The organism is Hymenobacter siberiensis (genome assembly GCF_018967865.2).
GTDB classification, from domain to species: domain Bacteria; phylum Bacteroidota; class Bacteroidia; order Cytophagales; family Hymenobacteraceae; genus Hymenobacter; species Hymenobacter siberiensis.
In genome coordinates this window covers 4,181,637-4,199,871 of record NZ_JAHLZY020000001.1, presented here as the reverse complement: position 1 = coordinate 4,199,871, position 18,235 = coordinate 4,181,637, and the positions used below count along the sequence as shown (strand labels likewise).

Annotated in this window: 13 protein-coding genes; 5 read left to right on the top strand and 8 right to left on the bottom strand. The window is 61.5% G+C overall.

Features of this window, described 5'->3' with window-relative positions; genetic code table 11:
- Window positions 1–143: 143 nt before the first annotated feature.
- From KQ659_RS18625 to KQ659_RS18615, 3 genes are all read right to left on the bottom strand, one after another.
- The gene (locus KQ659_RS18625; RefSeq protein ID WP_216691002.1) at window positions 144–3,200 is read right to left on the bottom strand and encodes a TonB-dependent receptor; all 3,057 of its coding nucleotides are present in this window, start codon (window positions 3,198–3,200) and stop codon (window positions 144–146) included.
- Between the two features lie 61 nt (window positions 3,201–3,261).
- Window positions 3,262–4,287, bottom strand: coding sequence for a FecR family protein (locus KQ659_RS18620; RefSeq protein WP_216691001.1), 1,026 nt, complete (start codon window positions 4,285–4,287; stop codon window positions 3,262–3,264).
- 243 nt (window positions 4,288–4,530) lie between these two features.
- Window positions 4,531–5,148 carry an RNA polymerase sigma factor gene (locus tag KQ659_RS18615; protein WP_216679708.1) on the bottom strand — a complete coding sequence of 206 codons (618 nt, stop codon included), beginning with the start codon at window positions 5,146–5,148 and terminating at the stop codon, window positions 4,531–4,533.
- A gap of 291 nt (window positions 5,149–5,439) precedes the next feature.
- Between KQ659_RS18615 and fdhD the strand changes: the two genes are divergently transcribed.
- The 3 genes from fdhD to KQ659_RS18600 all read left to right on the top strand — a co-directional run bounded on the left by fdhD (window position 5,440) and on the right by KQ659_RS18600 (window position 9,442).
- A complete protein-coding gene (gene fdhD, locus KQ659_RS18610) occupies window positions 5,440–6,309 on the top strand; it encodes a formate dehydrogenase accessory sulfurtransferase FdhD (RefSeq protein WP_216679709.1) in 870 nt (289 codons plus the stop codon).
- 115 nt (window positions 6,310–6,424) lie between these two features.
- Window positions 6,425–6,772 (top strand): DUF7009 family protein, encoded by a 348-nt coding sequence (locus KQ659_RS18605; protein WP_216679710.1) that lies wholly within the window; start codon window positions 6,425–6,427, stop codon window positions 6,770–6,772.
- 123 nt (window positions 6,773–6,895) lie between these two features.
- Window positions 6,896–9,442, top strand: coding sequence for an FdhF/YdeP family oxidoreductase (locus tag KQ659_RS18600; RefSeq protein WP_216691000.1), 2,547 nt, complete (start codon window positions 6,896–6,898; stop codon window positions 9,440–9,442).
- Between the two features lie 791 nt (window positions 9,443–10,233).
- On the opposite strand, the gene hemA is transcribed toward KQ659_RS18600, so the two are convergent.
- Window positions 10,234–11,508: a glutamyl-tRNA reductase gene (hemA, locus tag KQ659_RS18595; RefSeq protein ID WP_216691004.1), complete on the bottom strand. Its 1,275-nt coding sequence runs from the start codon at window positions 11,506–11,508 to the stop codon at window positions 10,234–10,236.
- Between the two features lie 287 nt (window positions 11,509–11,795).
- Here hemA and KQ659_RS18590 point away from each other — a divergent pair, with 287 nt between their 5' ends.
- The gene (locus tag KQ659_RS18590) at window positions 11,796–12,803 is read left to right on the top strand and encodes a DMT family transporter (RefSeq protein WP_226930050.1); all 1,008 of its coding nucleotides are present in this window, start codon (window positions 11,796–11,798) and stop codon (window positions 12,801–12,803) included.
- 84 nt (window positions 12,804–12,887) lie between these two features.
- Here the strand turns inward: KQ659_RS18590 and KQ659_RS18585 are convergent, their stop codons facing one another.
- The 4 genes from KQ659_RS18585 to KQ659_RS18570 all read right to left on the bottom strand — a co-directional run bounded on the left by KQ659_RS18585 (window position 12,888) and on the right by KQ659_RS18570 (window position 17,063).
- Complete coding sequence (locus KQ659_RS18585; protein ID WP_216690999.1) at window positions 12,888–13,865, bottom strand: lipid A deacylase LpxR family protein; 978 nt, start codon at window positions 13,863–13,865, stop codon at window positions 12,888–12,890.
- Window positions 13,866–14,030: 165 nt separating this feature from the next.
- Entirely contained in the window at window positions 14,031–14,591 is a 561-nt protein-coding gene (locus tag KQ659_RS18580) for a transposase (RefSeq protein ID WP_216679713.1), read from the bottom strand.
- Window positions 14,592–14,678: 87 nt separating this feature from the next.
- Window positions 14,679–16,478: an amino acid permease gene (locus KQ659_RS18575; RefSeq protein ID WP_216690998.1), complete on the bottom strand. Its 1,800-nt coding sequence runs from the start codon at window positions 16,476–16,478 to the stop codon at window positions 14,679–14,681.
- Window positions 16,479–16,559: 81 nt separating this feature from the next.
- Window positions 16,560–17,063, bottom strand: coding sequence for a hypothetical protein (locus tag KQ659_RS18570; protein ID WP_216690997.1), 504 nt, complete (start codon window positions 17,061–17,063; stop codon window positions 16,560–16,562).
- A gap of 283 nt (window positions 17,064–17,346) precedes the next feature.
- Here KQ659_RS18570 and KQ659_RS21945 point away from each other — a divergent pair, with 283 nt between their 5' ends.
- The gene (locus tag KQ659_RS21945) at window positions 17,347–18,225 is read left to right on the top strand and encodes a carboxypeptidase-like regulatory domain-containing protein (protein ID WP_216690996.1); all 879 of its coding nucleotides are present in this window, start codon (window positions 17,347–17,349) and stop codon (window positions 18,223–18,225) included.
- Window positions 18,226–18,235: the final 10 nt, after the last annotated feature.

Here is an 18,235-nt window from a genome sequence, read left to right as displayed (position 1 = left end):
TAATTGAACGTCAAATAAAAAGAACGTCATGCTTTATCTGGCGTCCGCTTGTCGAAGCATCTCCCCCGCTTCGTTGCAGCGAAGGGGTTTACTATTGAGGTAGAGATGCTTCGACAAGCGGACGCCAGATAAAGCATGGCGTTCTAGAACGTCAGCGTCACGTTCGTGTAGTAATACGCCCCATTAAAGCCGAACTGCGCGGCGTTGCGGGTGTAAGGAATCTCACCGTTGGAGTAGCTGCCGAAGCGGGTAGCGTCCACCTTGTCGGGGTACACGTTGAACAGGTTGTTGCCGCCCAGAGTAAGTGATACAGCCTTGGCCGGGTTATAAACCAGCGCCAGGTCAATCAGCGTCTTGCCCTTAAACTCCTGGCTGATGTGGGGCACGTATACCACCGCGCCGTTCACGGTACGGTTGGCGGGCTTCTCGTAGGCCGTCACGGCGCCGAAGTAGGAGGCGCGGGGCGTGATGCTGAATTTGCCGTAAGTGTACGTGGCCGAGAGCAGAATCTTCTGGCGGGGCTGGGCCCGCTCAATCAGCCCGATGCTTACCGTGTCAATCAGCAGAATGCGGTTGGTGGTGCCGGCTTGCAGTTGGGCGGGCGTGTCGCTGGTGCGAACGATGTTGGTCTGGTTGAAGGTGAGCGCCAGGCTGGTGGTGAAGCGGCTGCGCTCGCTGAACTCGGTTTTGTAGGTCGTCACCAGGTCGACGCCGCGGGTGCGGGTGTCGATGGCATTGGTGAAGAAGCGAATTTCGCTGATGCCGTCGAAAGCCGGGGTTTGCAGAGCCTTGATGCTGCTCTTAATCAGGCGCTCGCTGTCGATGATGCGGTCCTTGATATCAATCTGGTACGCATCCACGGTGAAGAGCAGGTTGGGGCCCAGCTGAGCGGCCACGCCGGCGCTGTAGTTCCAGGAGGTTTCGGCCTTGGGAGCCGCTACGCCCAGCGGCTGCAGGCGTGGGTCGTCGTTGCGCAGCTGCTTGGTTTGCACAATGGCGCCGCTCTGCACTGTCGAGGTCGTCACGCTGTTAAACGTCTGTTGCAGCGACGGCGCCCGGAAGCCCCGGTTCAGGGAGCCGCGCAGCGAGATGCCCTCCGTAACCTTGAAGCGACCGGCAAACTTGCCCGATACGTTGCTGCCGAAATCGGAGTAGTTCTCGTAGCGCAGGGCGGTGGTGAGCAGCAGGCGCGTGGTGATGTCGCTTTCGAGGTCGACGTACACGCCCACGTTGGTGCGCGTGGCGTTGGTTTCGTCGTCGGGGGCAATGCCGGGGCGGCCATTCGAGCCTGGCGACTTGCCCGAGCTGGCCGCCAGCGGCCCGGCGAAGTACGACTCGGCGCTGCCGCGCTGCAGCTTAAACTGGTCGGCTCGGAACTGGCTGCCGAAGGCCACGTTGAACGACTTCGTGCCAAACAAGCCCGTGTAGTTGCGGCTCACGTTCACTTCGCTGGTGCTCTGCCCGAAGGCGCTGCGGCCCACGTAAAAATCGGTGGGCGAGGCTGTGCCCATCGAGGCATTGGCCGTTTTGTTGGCGAAGAGGTCGAGGTAGTTGTAGCCATAGCCCGTGCTGAAATCGAGGTTCCAGCCGCCGGCCAGCTTGCGGTTCAGGCCCACTACGGCCGAGTAGTCGTCGGAGCGGCCGGGCAGCTCGGGCAGGTAGCCATCGGGGTGCAGGGGGCTGTAGTTCGAGCCGGTGGTGATGGCGTTGCGGAAGAAGCCGTAGGCCAGAATGTCCTTGCGCGAATACCCGCCAAAGCTATACACCGACCACTTCGAGTCGCCCAGCGGGATGCCCAGGTTATAAAAACCCTGGTAGATGTCGGCCTGGTTGCTGCCGTATACACCCACATTAAATGGCTGGCCTACTTGCGGGTACACGTTGCCGCGCTCGGTCCGTAGGCGGTTTTCGTTGGCAATCTGAGTGGCCGAAGGCGTTGGGTTGGCCGAGTTCAGGGCCGGAAACGCGGAGTAGATACCACCCCGGTAGTCATCGGAGCGGTTGGTCTGGCTCTGGTGCTGGTACTGCAGGGTCATGTTGAGGTAGCCGGGGTTGGTTTTGCCCAGCTTCACGCCGTAGTTGGCGCCGGCCAGGTACTGCGCCCCATCGCCCTGCTGCGTGACGCCGTACTGCACCTTGGCCGTGGCTACGCCCGTGCTCTTGTTCAGGCCCAGGTTGATAACGCCGGCAATGGCATCGGAGCCATACTGGGCCGCCGCGCCATCGCGCAGCACCTCAATCCGCTCAATGGCCAGCGTTGGAATGGCATTCAAATCCGTTACCACCGTGCCGGCGCCCACCGTCACGTTCAGGTTCAGGGCCGAAAACTGGTGGCGGCGCTTGCCATCTACCAGCACCAGCACCTGGTCGGGCGAGAGGCCGCGCAGGCTGGCCGGGTCGGCGTAGTTGGCCACGCCGTTCACGCCGGTTTTGGCCGAGTTGAACGAGGGAGAGTTGAACTGCACCTGCTGGGCCAGGTCGGTCTGGCCAGTGAGCTGCAATTCCTTGGCGTTCAGCACGTCCACGGGCATGGGGCGCTCCACATCGGTGCGGGGCAGGCCGCGCGAGCCTACCACCGTCACGTCGCCGAGGTCGGTGGCGCTGGGCACCATCCGCACGTCGAAACTGGTGCGCTCGCCCACCGTCAGCAGCTGGGTTTTGTAGCCCACCGCCGAAATAACCAGCGTAGCGCCGGGCTGTACTTTCAGGCTGAAGCGGCCGTCGCCATCGGTGCCGGTGCCGTTGGTGGTGTTTTGTTCCAGCACCGTCACGCCGGGCATGCCCGCGCCCTGCTCATCTACCACCCGGCCCGTTACCGGAATGGGCGCTACTGCCGCAGTAGGCGCCAGCACAATGCCGCTGCTCACCACCTCGTAGCCAATGCGCAGCGGGGCCAGCAGGTGTTGCAGCACGCCGCTCAGGGGCTCGTCCACGGCTGCCACGCTCACTCGGCGCTCGGCTCCGATGAGCTGCTGGCTGTAGAGAAAGTGGATGTGCACCTGGCTTTCTATAGTGGCTAGTACAGCCTTAACAGTTTGTGCCTGAGCCTGAAGTGTGACGTGGCGCGTGAGCACGTCTTCGGCAGTGAGCCGGGTGGTGGGCCGAACAGCGGCCCCGGCCAGCCCCGGCAGCCCGGCTGCCAGCACGGCTACAAAGGTCAGCCGGGCAGCAGCGCGGCAAAAAGGGAAAGCGTGCAACATAACAATGAATTGAATGGTGGGAATTTTAAAGAAGCAAGGCAGCCCCAGGGCGCCGGAAAATCTATTCGCTTTGGCAGCCTAGACTGCGGAAAATAATGGCCTCATTGGTGCGGTCATAGCTGGTGCCCAAGGTTTTGCAGAGTAAGTCAAGCTTGCCAAACAGGTCTTCGGCGCCGAAGGACAGGCTCACTGTGCAGCCCGCCAGCGCCGCCCCGTCGTAGCGAATGGGCACGCCGTAGCCGGCCTGCAGTGAGGCCAGCACCTCCGCCACCGGCCGCTCGTCGAAGTGCAGCGGCTGGGGGCGCAGCAGCACTGGCTCGGCTACCAGCACTGGTTGCAGCGCCGGCTTGGCCAGGGAGTACACCACCTGCTGATTGGGGCGCACCACCACTGCTTTGGGGCTCGCGGGCGAAGCCAGACGCGGCTGCACGCTCACTGCGCCACTGCGCACCTCCACCGTGGCTTCGGCCTGTCCCGGCACCGCCCGCACCCAGAAACTGGTGCCCAGTACCGTGGTTTCGAGCTGCGGCGTAAGTACCCGGAAGTGCCGTTTGGACTCGTGAAACACGTCAAAAAAAGCCTCCCCGCGCAGCTCTACCACCCGCTCGCGGCTGGCTGCAAACTGCGCTGGGTAGCGCAGGCGACTGCCGGGCCGCAGCGTCACGGTGCTACCATCGGCCAGGGCCAGCGGTAGGGCGCGGCGGGTGGAGTTGGTGCTCACCTGCCAGCCACTGGGCTCGGTAGTTGTAGTCAGCTGTCCGGCTGGCACGAACGTTGGGGGGATAGCCAGCCCGCTTCCGGTCTGGGGCGCCGTGTTCAGCCAGCTTAGCCCAAGGCCCGCGCCCAGCATGGCGGCGGCTGCCCAGCGCACTGCTGGCCGCTGCCATACCACCGGCCGGGGCCGCGTGCGGGCCTGAATGCGCTGCCAGGCGCGGGCCTTTGCGGCGGCCTGCTCGGCGGGCGTCAGGGCCTTCGGACGGGGCATATCACGCGCCTCATACCACTGGTCTACCGTCCAGGTTTCGCCCTCCGTGGTGTTATCCTGAAGGTAGCGCTTCAGTAAGTCGGCAAGGTAGGAGGGCTTCATGCGCGGCAGGCCGGAAATGCCGGTCTGCTTACAAGTCGTGCCACAGGGGGCGGTACCCTAGTGGGGGTGTGAAATTTTTTTGGAAAGGGGTACTATTGGGGGTGAAGTTGACATGCAGCCCGTCATGCCGAGCGTAGCCGAGGCATCTCGCATGCCACCACTAATTCTCTTCTCGCGATTGAATGACTACCACAAGCGAGATGCCTCGGCTACGCTCAGCATGACGTTTTACTCCCCCAGCCGCTAGGAACTCAGCATAGCTACCAGCAGCACGCTGGCCACAAACTCCCGCAGGCAGCCGCGCAGCAGGCGCAGCGAGCGGGCCAGATGGTATTCCACCGTTTTGGGCGATACTTGCAGCTGGGCCGCGATTTCGGGTACGGTGCGGTATTCCAGGCGGCTGAGCTGAAACACGGCGCGGGCGTGGTCGGGCAGGCGGCGTAGGCTGGCGGCCAGGGCGGTAGCCAGGTCGGCCACGGCTACGGTTTCTTCGGTGCCGTGGTCGGTGGCGGCGTGGGCGGGCTGCGGGGCGCTGGCGTGGGCCTGGCGCACGGCCTGCGCCCGGATGCAGTCGATGATGCGGTACTTGAGGGCAGTGAAGAGGTAGGCGTTGAGCTGCTGGATGCCAGGCGCAGTGTGGCGCTTGTTCCAGAGGGCCACGAACAGGTCCTGCACCACTTCCTCGGCTTCCTGGGCGCAGCTCAGCTTGCGGCAGGCGTGGGTGTGCAGGTCGTCCCAGTACCGCTGGTAAATTTCGGCGAAGGCCGGCTCATCGTCCTGGGTCAGGGCGCGGAGCAGGGTGGCATCATCACAAGCCGCCAATGCAGTCGAAGTCCGGGACGATAACGAAAGCACTTTCATCGGAACCAGTACGTTAAGGAGGTGATGATGAAGAATTAAGGGGCGGAATCGATTGCGGAAGGGAAACTAGGCCAGGCGAGTGATGTAAGCCCTGAAAATAAGTTGATAAGCCTATGAAGCGCCGCCAAAGCAGTCCGGCCAGAACTACCTGATGCAATGTATGGTTTAAATTAAACATCTGCAGCATTCGCCCCCAAAAACAGCCCTTGTCAGCCCTGGTTACTATAGTTAGCTATAGTTGTGGCACAAAAAGGCTGGGGGCCCGTTTCTTTGCCTGCTCTGTTTATTTATATGGAACCTGCCATCCTGCTCCCCGCCGCCAGCTACGAATTTGCCACCATTCAGAAAGTGAGTGGCACTGGCCCGCCCGTGCCCGCCTCCGACCAGCTGGCCGCCGAGGAACCGCTCGAAATCCGGGTGGGCTATGAAACCAACGGCCAGCGCGAGCACCGTACGCTGTCGGTGACAATGCGCACGCCCGGCCACGATGAGGAGCTGGCCGCCGGCTTCCTGCTCACCGAAGGCATTATTCACGAAAAGGCCGACCTGCTGGGCATTATTCCCTGCCCCGATGTCAAGAAAGCCGAAGAGGTCGGCAATGTGGTGCGCGCCGAGCTCGCCGCGCATGTCAACGTCAATTTTGCGGCCATGGAACGCCATTTCTACACCAGTTCCAGCTGCGGGGTGTGCGGCAAAACCAGCATTGATGCGGTGCGGACGGCCTCCTGCCCCATATTACCCGCCACCGGCCCTCACCTGCGCTATGCCGTGGTGCACCAGTTGCCCGAGAAGCTGCGCGCTGCCCAGGCCGGCTTCGAGCAAACCGGCGGGCAGCACGCTTCGGCACTTTTTTCCCCCGAGGGTGAGCTGCTGCTGTTGCGCGAAGACGTGGGCCGCCACAACGCCTTGGACAAGGTAATTGGCGCGGCGCTGCTGGCCGGCTGGCTGCCGCTGCACCAGCACGTTTTGCTGGTGAGTGGCCGCGTCAGCTTCGAGCTGGTGCAGAAGGCGGCGGCGGCCGGCATTGGAATTTTAGCGGCCGTGGGCGCGCCAAGCAGCCTGGCCATTCAGGCGGCCGAGAGCTTCGGGATGACGGTGTTGGGCTTCGTGCGCAACGAGCGTTTCAACGTATACAGCCATGGCTGGCGGCTGGGGGCGTAAAGGCTTAACCCGTTGTGGGCGAACCCCGGCAGAATTAAGTTGCTCAATAGCTATAGTTAGGCAACGGCTTCCCCCTCCCTGACGTTTAACTTTCTACTCCGAAACGCTGCATTTTATGAAACTTCGCATTGAAGATGACACCCTGCGCTTGCGCCTCTCGGCCGCCGAGCTTGAGGAATTTGCCCAAAATGGCCGGGTGGAGGGCGCTGTGCATTTCGGCCTGAGCCCCACACAACGCCTCACGTACGCGCTGGAGCGCGGCTCTGAACTGCCCCAAACTCTGCCCGACGAGGAGCCGGTGCAGGTACATTACGAGCCGGGTGCCCTCACCATCCTTGTCCCCTTCACGCAGGCTAAAACCTGGGTTGAAACCGACCAGAACGGTTTTTCGCACAACCTGCCGCTGGCTGAAAACCAGCGCCTCCGCATTTTGGTTGAAAAAGACTTGGACTGCCGACATTAAAGACGTTTTGAGTATCGGGTTTTGAAGGCTGAACGAGTTTTGGTACTAATATCAACTCATTACTGTTTGAAATCCAATACTTCCTTAGCTCAATTTAACTACTTAAAAATCAACATTCCCACCATGGAAGATTCACCCAAAACTGACCCGAGTAAAGCAGGCGACCTCGGCGCCCAACTTGCCAAAAATGCTCCTCAAAGCGGCCAGCGGGCCGGCCAGGGTGAAGCCCCCGCGCCCGACCATTATAAAAGCAAGCCTGAAGACATGCACATCAAGGAAGCCATTCCGGTGCCCGATGTGGCCGGGGCCAAGTACCATGAGCCCATTCTGGCGCAGCCGCCCGAAGCCCTCACCGGCTTGCGGCTGGAAGGCCGGGAGAAAATTGCGGCCGGCGTAACGGCCGTGGTCAAGTCCATGCAATTCAGCTGGACCGAGGGGGGCGTGGGACGCGGCACCAAAGCCCTCTTGGGCCTGAACCAGAAGAACGGCTTCGACTGCTCGAGCTGTGCCTGGCCCGACCCGGATGAGCACCGCTCGGTGGCTGAGTTCTGCGAGAACGGTGCCAAAGCCACTGCTTCTGATGCCGACGACAAGGCCGCCGGCCCCGAGTTTTTTGCTAAGCACAGCCTGGCTGAACTCTCGCGCATGACCGACCGCGACCAGAACAACGCCGGCCGCCTCACCCACCCCATGGTGAAGTACCCCGGCGACAACCACTACAAGCCCATTGCCTGGCCCGATGTGTTCGACCTCATTGCCAAGGAGTTGAATGCGCTGGATTCACCGGATGAGGCCGTGTTCTACACGTCGGGTAAGATTCCGAACGAGCCGGCTTTTCTGTTCCAGCTCTTCGCCCGGCAGTTTGGTACCAACAACCTGCCCGACTGCTCCAACATGTGCCACGAGAGCAGCGGCTCGGCCTTGAGCCCCACGCTGGGCCTGGGCAAAGGCTCCGTTACGCTCAACGACATTCACGATGCCGAGGTCATCCTCATCATCGGTCAGAACCCTGGTACCAACCACCCACGCATGCTTTCGGCCCTGCAGGCGGCCAAGCGCAACGGGGCTAAAATTATCAGCATCAATCCGCTGATTGAGGCGGGCCTCAACCACTTCAAAAATCCGCAGGATTTCATGAACCCGCTGCGCGCACTGGGCGCGTTGCTGGGCGATGGGACGCAAATCACCGACTTGTACCTGCAAGTGCGCGTGGATGGCGATATGGCCCTGCTACGCGGCATCATGAAGCACTTGTTTGAGGCGGAGGACCTGAACCCCGGCCTGGTAGTGGACCGGCCGTTCATTGCCGAATATACGGAAGGCTTCGACTCTTTCGAGCAGAATATCCGCAACACGAGCTGGGAGGAGATTGAGGAAATCAGCGGCATCAGCCGCGCCCAGCTGCTGGAAGCGGCTAACATGCTGGCCCGCAAGCAAAAAATCATTACCTGCTGGGCTATGGGCGTCACGCAGCAGCGCCAGGGTGTGCAGACCATCCAGGAAATCGTGAACCTGCACCTCATGAAGGGCGCTATTGGCAAGCCCGGCGCGGGCACCTGCCCGGTGCGCGGCCACTCCAACGTGCAGGGCGACCGCACCATGGGCATTTGGGAGAAGATGCCCAAAGGCTTCCTGGAGTCGCTGGAAAAGGAGTTTGGTTTTACGCCGCCCGTCGAGCATGGCCTCGATGTGGTGGAAGCGCTGAAAGCCATGCGCCTGAAAAAGACCAAAGTGTACTTCAGCTTTGGCGGCAACCTGCTGGCCGCCGGCCCCGACACCGAGGTAATTGCCGAAGGCATGCGCAACCAGAACCTGACCGTGTTTGTGGCCACCAAGCTCAACCGCGGCCACCTCACCACCGGCAAAACCAGTCTGCTGCTGCCCACCTTCGCCCACGTCGACATCGACATGCAGAAGAGCGGCCACCAAATGACGAGCTGCGAAAACTCGATGGGCGTGGTAAGCCAGAACAAGGGCATTCTGGTGCCCCTGGCCGGCGACCAGCTCAGCGAAGTAGCTATTGTGTGCGGCATGGCCATTGCCACACTGGGCGACAAAACCCGCATCGACTGGGTGGCCATGACGGAGAACTACGACGTCATCCGCGACCACATTGCGCGCGTCATCCCCGGCTTCGAAAACTTCAACGTGAAGCTGCGCTCGCCGGGCGGCTTCTACCTGCCCAACGGCCCGCGTGAGCGCAAGTTCACCACCGAGGACGGCAAAGCCCACTTCAGTACCACCACGCTGGAACGCTACGAAGTGGAGCCCGACCAGCTGATTATGATGACGGTGCGCTCGCACGACCAGTTCAATACCACCATTTACGAATACAACGACCGGTACCGGGGCATCCACAACGAGCGCCGCGTACTGTTCATGAATCCCGCCGACATGGCTTCCCGTGGCATCAAGGCGAAGGACCTCATCGACATCACCAGCCACTTCAATGGCGAGGAGAGGCGTGTCGAGAAGTTCGTGGCCGTGCCCTACGACATCCCGAAAGGCAACGTGTCGGCCTACTTCCCCGAGGCCAACCCGCTGGTGCCCATCGGCAGTGTGGCCAAGGTGAGCAACACGCCCACTTCGAAATATGTGGTGGTAACGGTGGTGCCCACCGCCGTGAACAACGACGTGCGGATTAAGGAGCGGGAGAAGATGATGGCGTAGGCGGCACCTCACCCCCTGACCCCTGCCGGGTACGGCCCCTCTCCTCTGGGAGAGGGGGAACCGGTTCGGCTGCAATAACCCGACTTGTTTCAGAGAAATAAGAAGCCCCGATTCTGCATAGATTCGGGGCCTTTTATTTCAGGCAGCTGTAAACTTACAGCGAATTATTAAACCAATATTATAAAAGAGTTTGTTGTTTTCGAAAGCTAATAGGCTGATGTATAGAGAATTTTTGGCAAATTCCTACAAAACAAATTGTATGGAATCATACAATCATCTGTAAACTTGCCGTAGATTTGCAGCGTAGAATACCAATAAACAAGGGGCTGAACCTCCCGGTCCAACCCCTTGCCGCCTCTTACAGGTAGTGGATGGCCGCCGATAGGGCGCCACCGCCTACTGCAAGTCCGATAAGCCACTTGACTAGCTCATCGGACAGCTGGAGGTCAAGTCGCAACTTGGCCCCCGGTTTTACACGCTTGTTTCTCATCTTCAGGGAGAATTAGGTGTCCAACCACCTTCTTCTTTTAAGCCCCGACCGTTCCACCGGCCGGGGCTTTGTCTTTTCTCAAAGACCGCCGAGGTGAGGTGGATTAACCGTGCTGTGTAAAGGTACCGAGAGCTATTTGCATTTGGAAACCCGATACAGCAGTTGCTAAAATTATTGGAAATAGATTTTATAATAAAAGCCCCAAAACCTTGCAGTGGTGGGGCTTTTATTATAAAATTACTCTGGTTGATTAGAGCAACAGTTGTTCCGCTATGCTCATTGCAACTGAATTTTGGGACCCCTACGCGGCGGGCTCGCCCGCCTTCTCTAAATCGAACAACTCGCCCAGCAGTTCCACCAGCTGGCCGCCATCGTCGCGGCGGCAGGCCGATTTCAGTTGCAACACGTGCTGCTTCAGAATCTTCTGCATCAGCGAGCGGGTGGCCTCGTCGAGGAGCTTGCTTTCGGCGGGGGTGGCGCGCTTCTGGTAGCGGTCCATTTCCTCCTGGCGCAGGGTTTCGAGGCTGGCCTTCATCTTCTGGATGAGGGGCGATACCATCATTTCCTTGGCCCAGTCATTGAGGCTGGCAATGCTTTCGGCGATGATGGCGCGCACCTGCGGCACAGCGGCCAAGCGCGTTTGCAGAGCCGCTGAGGCCTTGCTCTGGATGGCGTCGATGTTGTAGACCAGCACGCCGGGCACCTGCTCCACATCGGCGGCAATACTGCGGGGCACGCTCAGGTCAATCAGGAACTTGAAGCTGAGCACGTCGAGGTTTTCGGCCAGCTCACGGGTGAAGAAGGGCTCGCTGCGGTTGATGGAGGAAATAACTACGTCGGCATCTTTCAGTGCCGGCACGAGGTCTTCAAAATCAACGAGGCGCATGTTGCACTCGGCGGCCAGCTCTTCGGCCTTGGCACGGGTGCGATTGCAGATGGTGACTTCGCCGAAGGCCTTGCTGGCCGACAGATGGCGGCACACATCGGCCCCGATTTCGCCCAGGCCCACCACCAACACTTTGGGGTTGGCCACGTCGGCGGTCAACTCTTCCACCAGCTCCAAGGCGGCGTAGCTTATCGAAGCCGCCCCGTCGCGGAAGCTGGTTTCGGTTTGCACGCGTTTGTTGGTGAAGAATACGGTGTGCAGCAGGCGGTGCAGGAAGGGGCCGGCGGCATCGGCATCGGCGCTCCACTGGTAGGCCGTTTTTACCTGGTTGCTGATTTGCAGGTCGCCCACTACCTGGGCTTCGAGGCCCATGGCTACTTCGAAAAGGTGCCGCACGGCCGCGTCGGCGTCGGGCAGCAGGTCGAAATAGGGGAGGAACTGGCCGATGTCGGCGCGGTCCTTCAGGTGGCCCAGGGCGAGGATAATCTCGCGGCTGCGGTCATCCTCGGCGGTGTAGTACACCTCGGTGCGGTTGCAGGTGCTTAGCACGAGCAGGTCATTAAGGCCCAGCTCATTGTGCAGCATATTCAGGAAGCGGCGGCAGGCGGCCTCATCCAGCGAAAGCAACTCACGAATGGCAAGCGGGGCTTTCTTGAAGGAGAGGCTAACAGCCTTGAACGGATGCGACATAGACGGAATCGACACGAAATCGGACTACAAAATTACGGCAGGATTTCGGTAGGATATACTAACAACCCAGGCATAAGTAGGGTTCGAAAGGAAACTTGACGAATATCAGGCTTCTATGGACCCTCAGAGGCAATCAGGCTACCGGAGCCCGGCCGGCATGACAAAAATTAGGCAAGCACTGGGTCACGGCGGCTGTAGGAGCATCGCCGGCCGCCGTGCGGAGGGCCTTGTACCTTTGCGGTATGTTATCCAAACGCCCACCCGCTGCCCCTTCCTCACTCGTCCCGATGCCCGCTGGGGGGGCTTCACTGGCCGTGCTGGCCGCTGCCGAAACCAGCCTGTCCGGGGCTGCCGACGAATCGGCTTCCCTCGAAGCCACCGAAGCGCCGACCGCGGCCGCGCCGGCCGTTACCTCGCCCGTGGCGTGGATGCTGCTGATTATTCTGGCTTCCATCTGGGGCACGTCGTTTATCCTGATGAAGAAAGGGCTGGTCGTGTTTTCGGCCACAGAGCTCGGGGCTACCCGTGTGAGCGTAGCGGCGTTGCTGCTGCTGCCGTTTGCTCTGCGCCATGTGGGCAAGGTTGAGCGTAGTCGTTTCAAGTGGCTGGCAATTAGTGGGGTGGTGGGTACGCTCATTCCGGCGTTTCTATTTGCCTATGCCGAAACCAAGCTGGCTTCGGGGCTAGCGGGCGTGCTCAATGCCCTCACGGTGGTGTTCACGCTGCTGATGGGTGCCCTGCTGTTTGGGCAGCGTCTCACGAGCCTGCGGGTGCTGGGAATTTCGCTGGGCCTGGTGGGCACGGTGGTGATGCTGCTGCTCGGCGGCAGCGGCGGTACCGATACACCCACGGGCGAAGGCAACGCCTGGTACGGCATCTATATTCTAATTGCTACGGTCGGCTACGGCCTGAGCGTGAATGTGATTAAGTACAAGCTGGGTGGCCTGACGCCCGTGGCGGTGACGTCGGTACTGTTGCTGCTCATTGGCGGGCCGGCGCTGGTATATCTGCTGCTGGGCACGGCCTTCCTGCACAAGCTGGCCACCGTGCCGGGGGCGTGGATGGCGTTTGGCTACATCGCCCTGCTGGCCACCATGAGCACGGCGGTGGCGATGGTGCTGTTCAATAAGCTGATTCAGCAATCCACCGCGCTGTTTGCGTCGTCCAGTACCTACCTCATTCCCATCGTGGCGCTGGCCTGGGGCGCGCTCGATGGCGAGGCCTTCAACCTCTGGCACTTCGCCGGCATGGTGGTTATTCTAGCAGGTGTGTTGATTATTCACCGGGCAAAGTAGGTATGCTTTGAGCCCTGACGTCCACCTCACCCCCTGACCCTCTCTCCAAAAAAGAGGGGGTCAGGGGGTGAGGTAGACGTTCGCTCAGAACCCCACCGTCAGCCCCAAATGCCCCCAGCGGTGCGAGCGGCCCCCAGCAAACTCCGGCGAAACCCAGGTGGCGGTGGCGGCGAAGCTCACGCCGCCGTGGGCCAGCACCACGCCGCCCGTGCTGCGCAGCACGGCCCGCCGCACGTCGCTGGCGGGCAGCGTGTACGGGTCGCGGTTGGTGAAGGGGCTGCCCTGCAAAGTGGCATCGTAGCCGATGAGGCGGCCAGTCAGCGAGGCTTCGCCGTAAAGCTGCCAAGGTGGGGTCTCGTTTTTGTGCTCCGGGCCTGTCGTCTGCGGATTCATGAAATAGGGCCTGAATTTTCCTACTCGCAGCCGCAGCCCAGTGTCGGCATACGTGTACAGTGTGCTCAGCGAAGCCTCCGCGTTGCCCAGCACTTCTGCGAAGCGGCCAGCAGCCAGCAGTTGCTCAACTTCCACCCGGTAGCCGATAATGGGCGCATTGCGAATCTGATAGTCCCAGCCGCGCGGCTCGGCGTTGCCCGTGACGCGGTGAATGGCGGTTTGCAGCTCCTTGCCGCCCGCCGCCGGCCCGATGAAGCCGATTTCCAGCGCCGTGGTCAGACGCTGGTGCCGCCTAGGCTGGTTGCTGATTCGGGAAAACGACCCGTACAAATACGCCGCGTAGGGCCGGTCGCCCACCCGAATAAAGGCATCCTGAATACGTAGGGGCGTAAAGCCGTCGTAGCGCAGCGTGAGGTCGTATTGCTGCGTGCTGCCGCGCGGGCCGGCCGCCAGCAGGTGCCGCACCGGCAGCCGCGCCAGGGCCGGGTGCACCAGCGTGAGCGTTATGCCTTGCGTGAAGTAGTAGTCGGTGCGAAAGAACAGGTCATTCGCATAGGTGTAGGTTAGCAGCCGGGCGGGGCTGAGGGGCCGCAGGGTATCGACCGGGGCGGGCGCGGCGCGGCTTACGGAGCCGGATAAGCAGAGAATCAGCAGGAGCAACAGGCGCATAAGCAGCCGGAGTTACGGGCTGGCGGAGGGGTTGGGATTGGGGAGGAAGTGGAAGAGCAGTCATGCCGAGCGGAGCCGAGGTATCTCGCGTGTGGTAGTAATTCACTCGCGAGAAAAGAATTAGTGGTGGTACGGTCATGCCTCGGCTCCGCTCGGCATGACCGTTTATTTCTCCTTTCCTTCACTCACATACGGCCACTCCTGAAACCGCGCTGGCAACCCGGCCTGCCGGGCGTTGCCGCGCACGTAGGCCAGCACCCGCGTCAGCTCGGCTTCGCCCTGCACCTCGTAATTGAACCAGCCCACCTGCCAGAACTGGGCTTCGGGCGGGAGCTTGGGGCGCACCAGGCGGCGGCAGGCGGTGCCCGTGCGCAGGTGGAGCAGGTCAATTGCTTTGGCGAAAGACAGGTTGCTGCTGGCCGGTAAATGCAGCACGATGTGCGCGTGGTTGGGCAGAATGGCGAAGCCGTGGACGGTGAAGCCGGTTTCTTCCAGCATCATGATTTCGCCGGCCAGCACCTCGGCCATCTTCTCGTTTTCGAAATACCCCGCCCCGATGGGTGCCCGGTCCAGCACGGCATCAAATCGGGCAAAGAACTGCTTCTGGGCGCGCTGGTGGTCGGTGCCGGCTTCCCGGGCCAGGCGCAATTCGGCGGCCAGCTCGCAGCCGGTGGCGGCGGGAATGGTGCCGTGCAGGCGAAAGGTGAGGAAGGCGGCTGGAACCAAGAATTTGGCAGGAAAAACCCGGGATTAAAAAAGCACGCTGGCCGCCTCTCTGCGTACGCGGAGAGGCTGATTTACCGGCCGGTGCGCTTACTGCGCTACGGGTGCTACGGCTACCTTTCCCAGCTTCGAATTCTTGTATCCGTACCCGAAATACACGGCCAGCCCAATCAGCAGCCACACAAAAAACAGCGTCCAGTTGCTGATGCCCAGCTCCGTCATCAGATACAGGTTGATGAGCAGGCCCAGGGTGGGCAGCAGCGAGAGCCGCTTGCGGAACGAGAGTACGCTCATGCTCACGCAAAACAGCAGGAACACCAGCGCCGGAATCTGGTGGGCGAAGCCGCCCGTCACTTTGCCGCTGCTCGCATCGATTTGCAGCCAGCCGTGCTGCCCGGTGGCATCAAGCCAGAACTCGTGGTTGCCGGTGGCATTGAAGCGGAACACCAGGTATGCGCCCAGCGCCAGAATGAGCGGCACCAGCCATTTCCCGTTGATGTAGGGCACCTTGAAACGGGCCTCCGACTTGCCATAGGGGTCGATGATGAGAATGCCGCCGCACACGAGCGCAAACGCGAACAGCGTGCCGATGCTGGTGAGGTCGACCACCAAATCCATATTCAGAATGAGCGCCGGCACCGCCACGAAAAAGCCCGTGACGATGGTAGCGAACGACGGCGTGTGAAAGCGCGGGTGAATGCGCGAAAATACCGACGGCAGCAATCCATCGCGGCTCATGGTGAGCCAGATACGCGGCTGGCCCAGCTGAAACACCAGCAGCACCGAGGCCATGGCAAATACCGCGCTCACCGCCACCAGCCCCGACAGGCGCGGCAAGCCCACTTTGGCAAATACGAAGGAAAGCGGGTCGCCCACGCCCAGCTCCTTATACGACACCATGCCCGTAAGTACTATGGTGATAATGACATACAGCACCGTGCAGATGATGAGGGCATACATCATGGCCTTGGGCAGGTCGCGCTGCGGGTTCTTGCACTCCTCGGCCGTGGTCGAGATGGCATCGAAGCCGATGTAGGCGAAGAACACCGCCGATACGCCCTTTAGCACGCCGCCAACGCCGTTGGGGGCGAAGGGGTGCCAGTTGGCCGGCTGCACGTAGAACGCGCCCACCGCAATCACGACAAACACAATTATTAACTTCAATAGCACCAGCAGGTTGGAAACGTTCTTGCTCTCCTTGATGCCGATGTACACCAGCGCCGTAATGGCCACGGTGATGGTGAAAGCGGGCAGGTCGATAACCAGATGCAGGCCGTCGGTGAGGGCCGGGGCCTGCATCCAGGCCTTGTAGCCGTCGAGCTGGGCCGGCGACACGGCCGCCGTAGCCTCGGCCAGCGACTTGCCGCTTTGTACCAACACTTGCACGGCCTCGTAGCCCGCGTGGCCTGTCTGGGTGCCCATCGTGAGCCAGAGCGGAATGTGCAGCCCGATGCCTTCCATCAGGCCGGTGAAATAATCGGACCACGAAATAGCCACCACGATGTTGCCCACCGCGTATTCCATTATCAGCGCCCAGCCAATAATCCAGGCTGCCAGCTCGCCAAACGAAGCGTAAGCGTAGGTATAGGCCGAGCCACTGACCGGAATAGTGGCCGCGAACTGCGCGTAGCACAGCGCCGAAAACGCGCAGGCAATGGCCGTGAACACGAACAGCAGCGACACCGCCGGGCCGCCATCGAGGCTGGCCTTGCCGATGGTGCTGAAGATGCCGGCCCCGATGATGGCCGCGATGCCCAGCGCCGTGAGGTCGCGCACGGTGAGGTGGCGCTCCAGGCCGCCGGGGCCGGCGTGGCCCTCGTGGTCGGCCGGGGGATTTTGTAGAATGGCCGCGATGGATTTGCGGCGAAACAATGATTTTTCAGAGCTCATGAACGAACGGGGGGCGGGTTTGGGGGCGAAAAGATAATGCCCCGGCGCGGCTTGCGGCGCGGCCAGCCCCGTTCGCGGCCGCTAGCGCAGCAGCCCGCTCAGCAGGCTGCCGGCCACGTGCACCGTCATGGTGCCGCTGCCCACCCGCACCGGCATTCCCACCGACAAGCTACCCAGCCCCCCGCCGTAGCCGTTGTAGTTGAAGCTGTTGGGTACCGCTCCGCGCAGTGGTAGCGGCGCAAATGCCGGGTTGCCGCTGCTGCCATCGGCCCCGCCGAAGGGTGCGTAGCTGCCGTAGGGCTGCACCCAATAGGGCGAGAGGCTATATTGTACGAAGGGCCGCGCCCGCTCGCCTTTGCCCAGTACGTAGCGCAGGTAGGGTTGCACGCCGTAGCCGGCCAGGCCGGGTGCCAGCACCGGCGCGTAGCTGCCCGTGACGTACGCGCCGGCCAGCCAGTGCCCGGTGGCCGGCGCGGGCGAAGCCGGAATTTTGAGCCCCACCGCGCTACCACCGCGCTGCTGGGCGTGGCTGAACAAGGGAAGGGCAACCAGCGCCAGCGGCGCAAATCGGAGGAGCGTTTTCATGTGGAAAGAGCTTGAGCGGCCGGATAGGTACTAGAGTTGTTGCGAAGCAAAAAGCCTTGATAATCAATTAATTATATCAACAATAAAAACCGACAAAAATTGCAAAGAGAACGTCTAAGCCACATTGCCAATAAAATTAGCGCGATTTCATGCCTGTAATAGGCTGATTTTAAGCACAAAAATTACGCAACAAGTCTACTCAAGATACGGGATTTTGCGAATTGGTCGTGTGCATTTGCGCGGCGGCTGGCATCGGAAGGGCAAAGCCGCTCACTGCCTGCCCGTGCGCCCCACCACTGCCCTCCACATTCCGCAGCCCTGCCCCGAAAGCTGGGCCGCCATGTTGCCCACTGCCACCGGCCGCCACTGCACCGCCTGCGCCAAAACCGTGGTCGACTTCACCCTGAAAACCGATGCCGAAATCCTGGCCTACCTGGCCGGGGCTGCGAATGGCCGCACCTGCGGCCGTTTCGCGGCGGGGCAGCTTGAGCGGCCGTTGCAGCGCGCTGCCCCGGCTGCCCCAACGGCGCGGTGGCGGGCCTGGCTGGCGGCGGCCGTGGCGCTGTGGGCAGTGCGCGAAAGCAGCGGTATGGTGGCCCACGCGCAAACTCCCAGCGAATGGCGCGCCCGCTACTGGGGTGGCCCGGTGCCGGCTGCTTCGCCGGCCGGGAAAAAAGGAGCTGCTTTGCCAGCTACTGCTGCCCCAGTGTCCGGGCCGCTTACCATGGGCGAGCCCGCGAGCATAAGTTCCGTTCCGACGTACTCTGAATATTTGGCGCCCGCGCCCGTAATACTCCGGGGCATTGTCACTGATTTTCCCAGTAAAGAGGGCGTGCCGGGGGCCACCATCTACCTCAAAGGCACCACCATCGGGGCCAGCACCAACTATAATGGTGCGTTTGAGCTAACGGTGCCGCCGGAGCTGACGCACACGGCTAACGTGACGATTATCGTGTCATTCGTGGGCTACCTGACGCAGCAGCGCCTGCTGCCAGCGAGCGCCGCGGGCGCGCCGCAAAACTTCTGCCTGCAGGCCGATGTGAAAGGCATGCTGGGCGAGGTCATTCTTCTTCCCCGGCCCATGCCGCCCGCGCCCTGGCACCCGCGCCGCTTCTATTACTGGGGCAAATACTGGCTCACCCGGCCCTTCCGCCGCAACTGACATTGGGAGC

Bases quoted from the DNA above. Each gene is read 5' to 3' on its own strand.
- KQ659_RS18625 (WP_216691002.1), bottom strand. From the start codon at position 3,200: ATGTTGCACGCTTTCCCTTTTTGCCGCGCTGCTGCCCGGCTGACCTTT.
- KQ659_RS18585 (WP_216690999.1), bottom strand. From the start codon at position 13,865: ATGCGCCTGTTGCTCCTGCTGATTCTCTGCTTATCCGGCTCCGTAAGC.
- KQ659_RS18590 (WP_226930050.1), top strand. From the start codon at position 11,796: ATGCCCGCTGGGGGGGCTTCACTGGCCGTGCTGGCCGCTGCCGAAACC.
- KQ659_RS18570 (WP_216690997.1), bottom strand. From the start codon at position 17,063: ATGAAAACGCTCCTCCGATTTGCGCCGCTGGCGCTGGTTGCCCTTCCC.
- KQ659_RS18620 (WP_216691001.1), bottom strand. From the start codon at position 4,287: ATGAAGCCCTCCTACCTTGCCGACTTACTGAAGCGCTACCTTCAGGAT.
- KQ659_RS18600 (WP_216691000.1), top strand. From the start codon at position 6,896: ATGGAAGATTCACCCAAAACTGACCCGAGTAAAGCAGGCGACCTCGGC.
- fdhD (WP_216679709.1), top strand. From the start codon at position 5,440: ATGGAACCTGCCATCCTGCTCCCCGCCGCCAGCTACGAATTTGCCACC.
- hemA (WP_216691004.1), bottom strand. From the start codon at position 11,508: ATGTCGCATCCGTTCAAGGCTGTTAGCCTCTCCTTCAAGAAAGCCCCG.
- KQ659_RS18605 (WP_216679710.1), top strand. From the start codon at position 6,425: ATGAAACTTCGCATTGAAGATGACACCCTGCGCTTGCGCCTCTCGGCC.
- KQ659_RS18575 (WP_216690998.1), bottom strand. From the start codon at position 16,478: ATGAGCTCTGAAAAATCATTGTTTCGCCGCAAATCCATCGCGGCCATT.
- KQ659_RS18615 (WP_216679708.1), bottom strand. From the start codon at position 5,148: ATGAAAGTGCTTTCGTTATCGTCCCGGACTTCGACTGCATTGGCGGCT.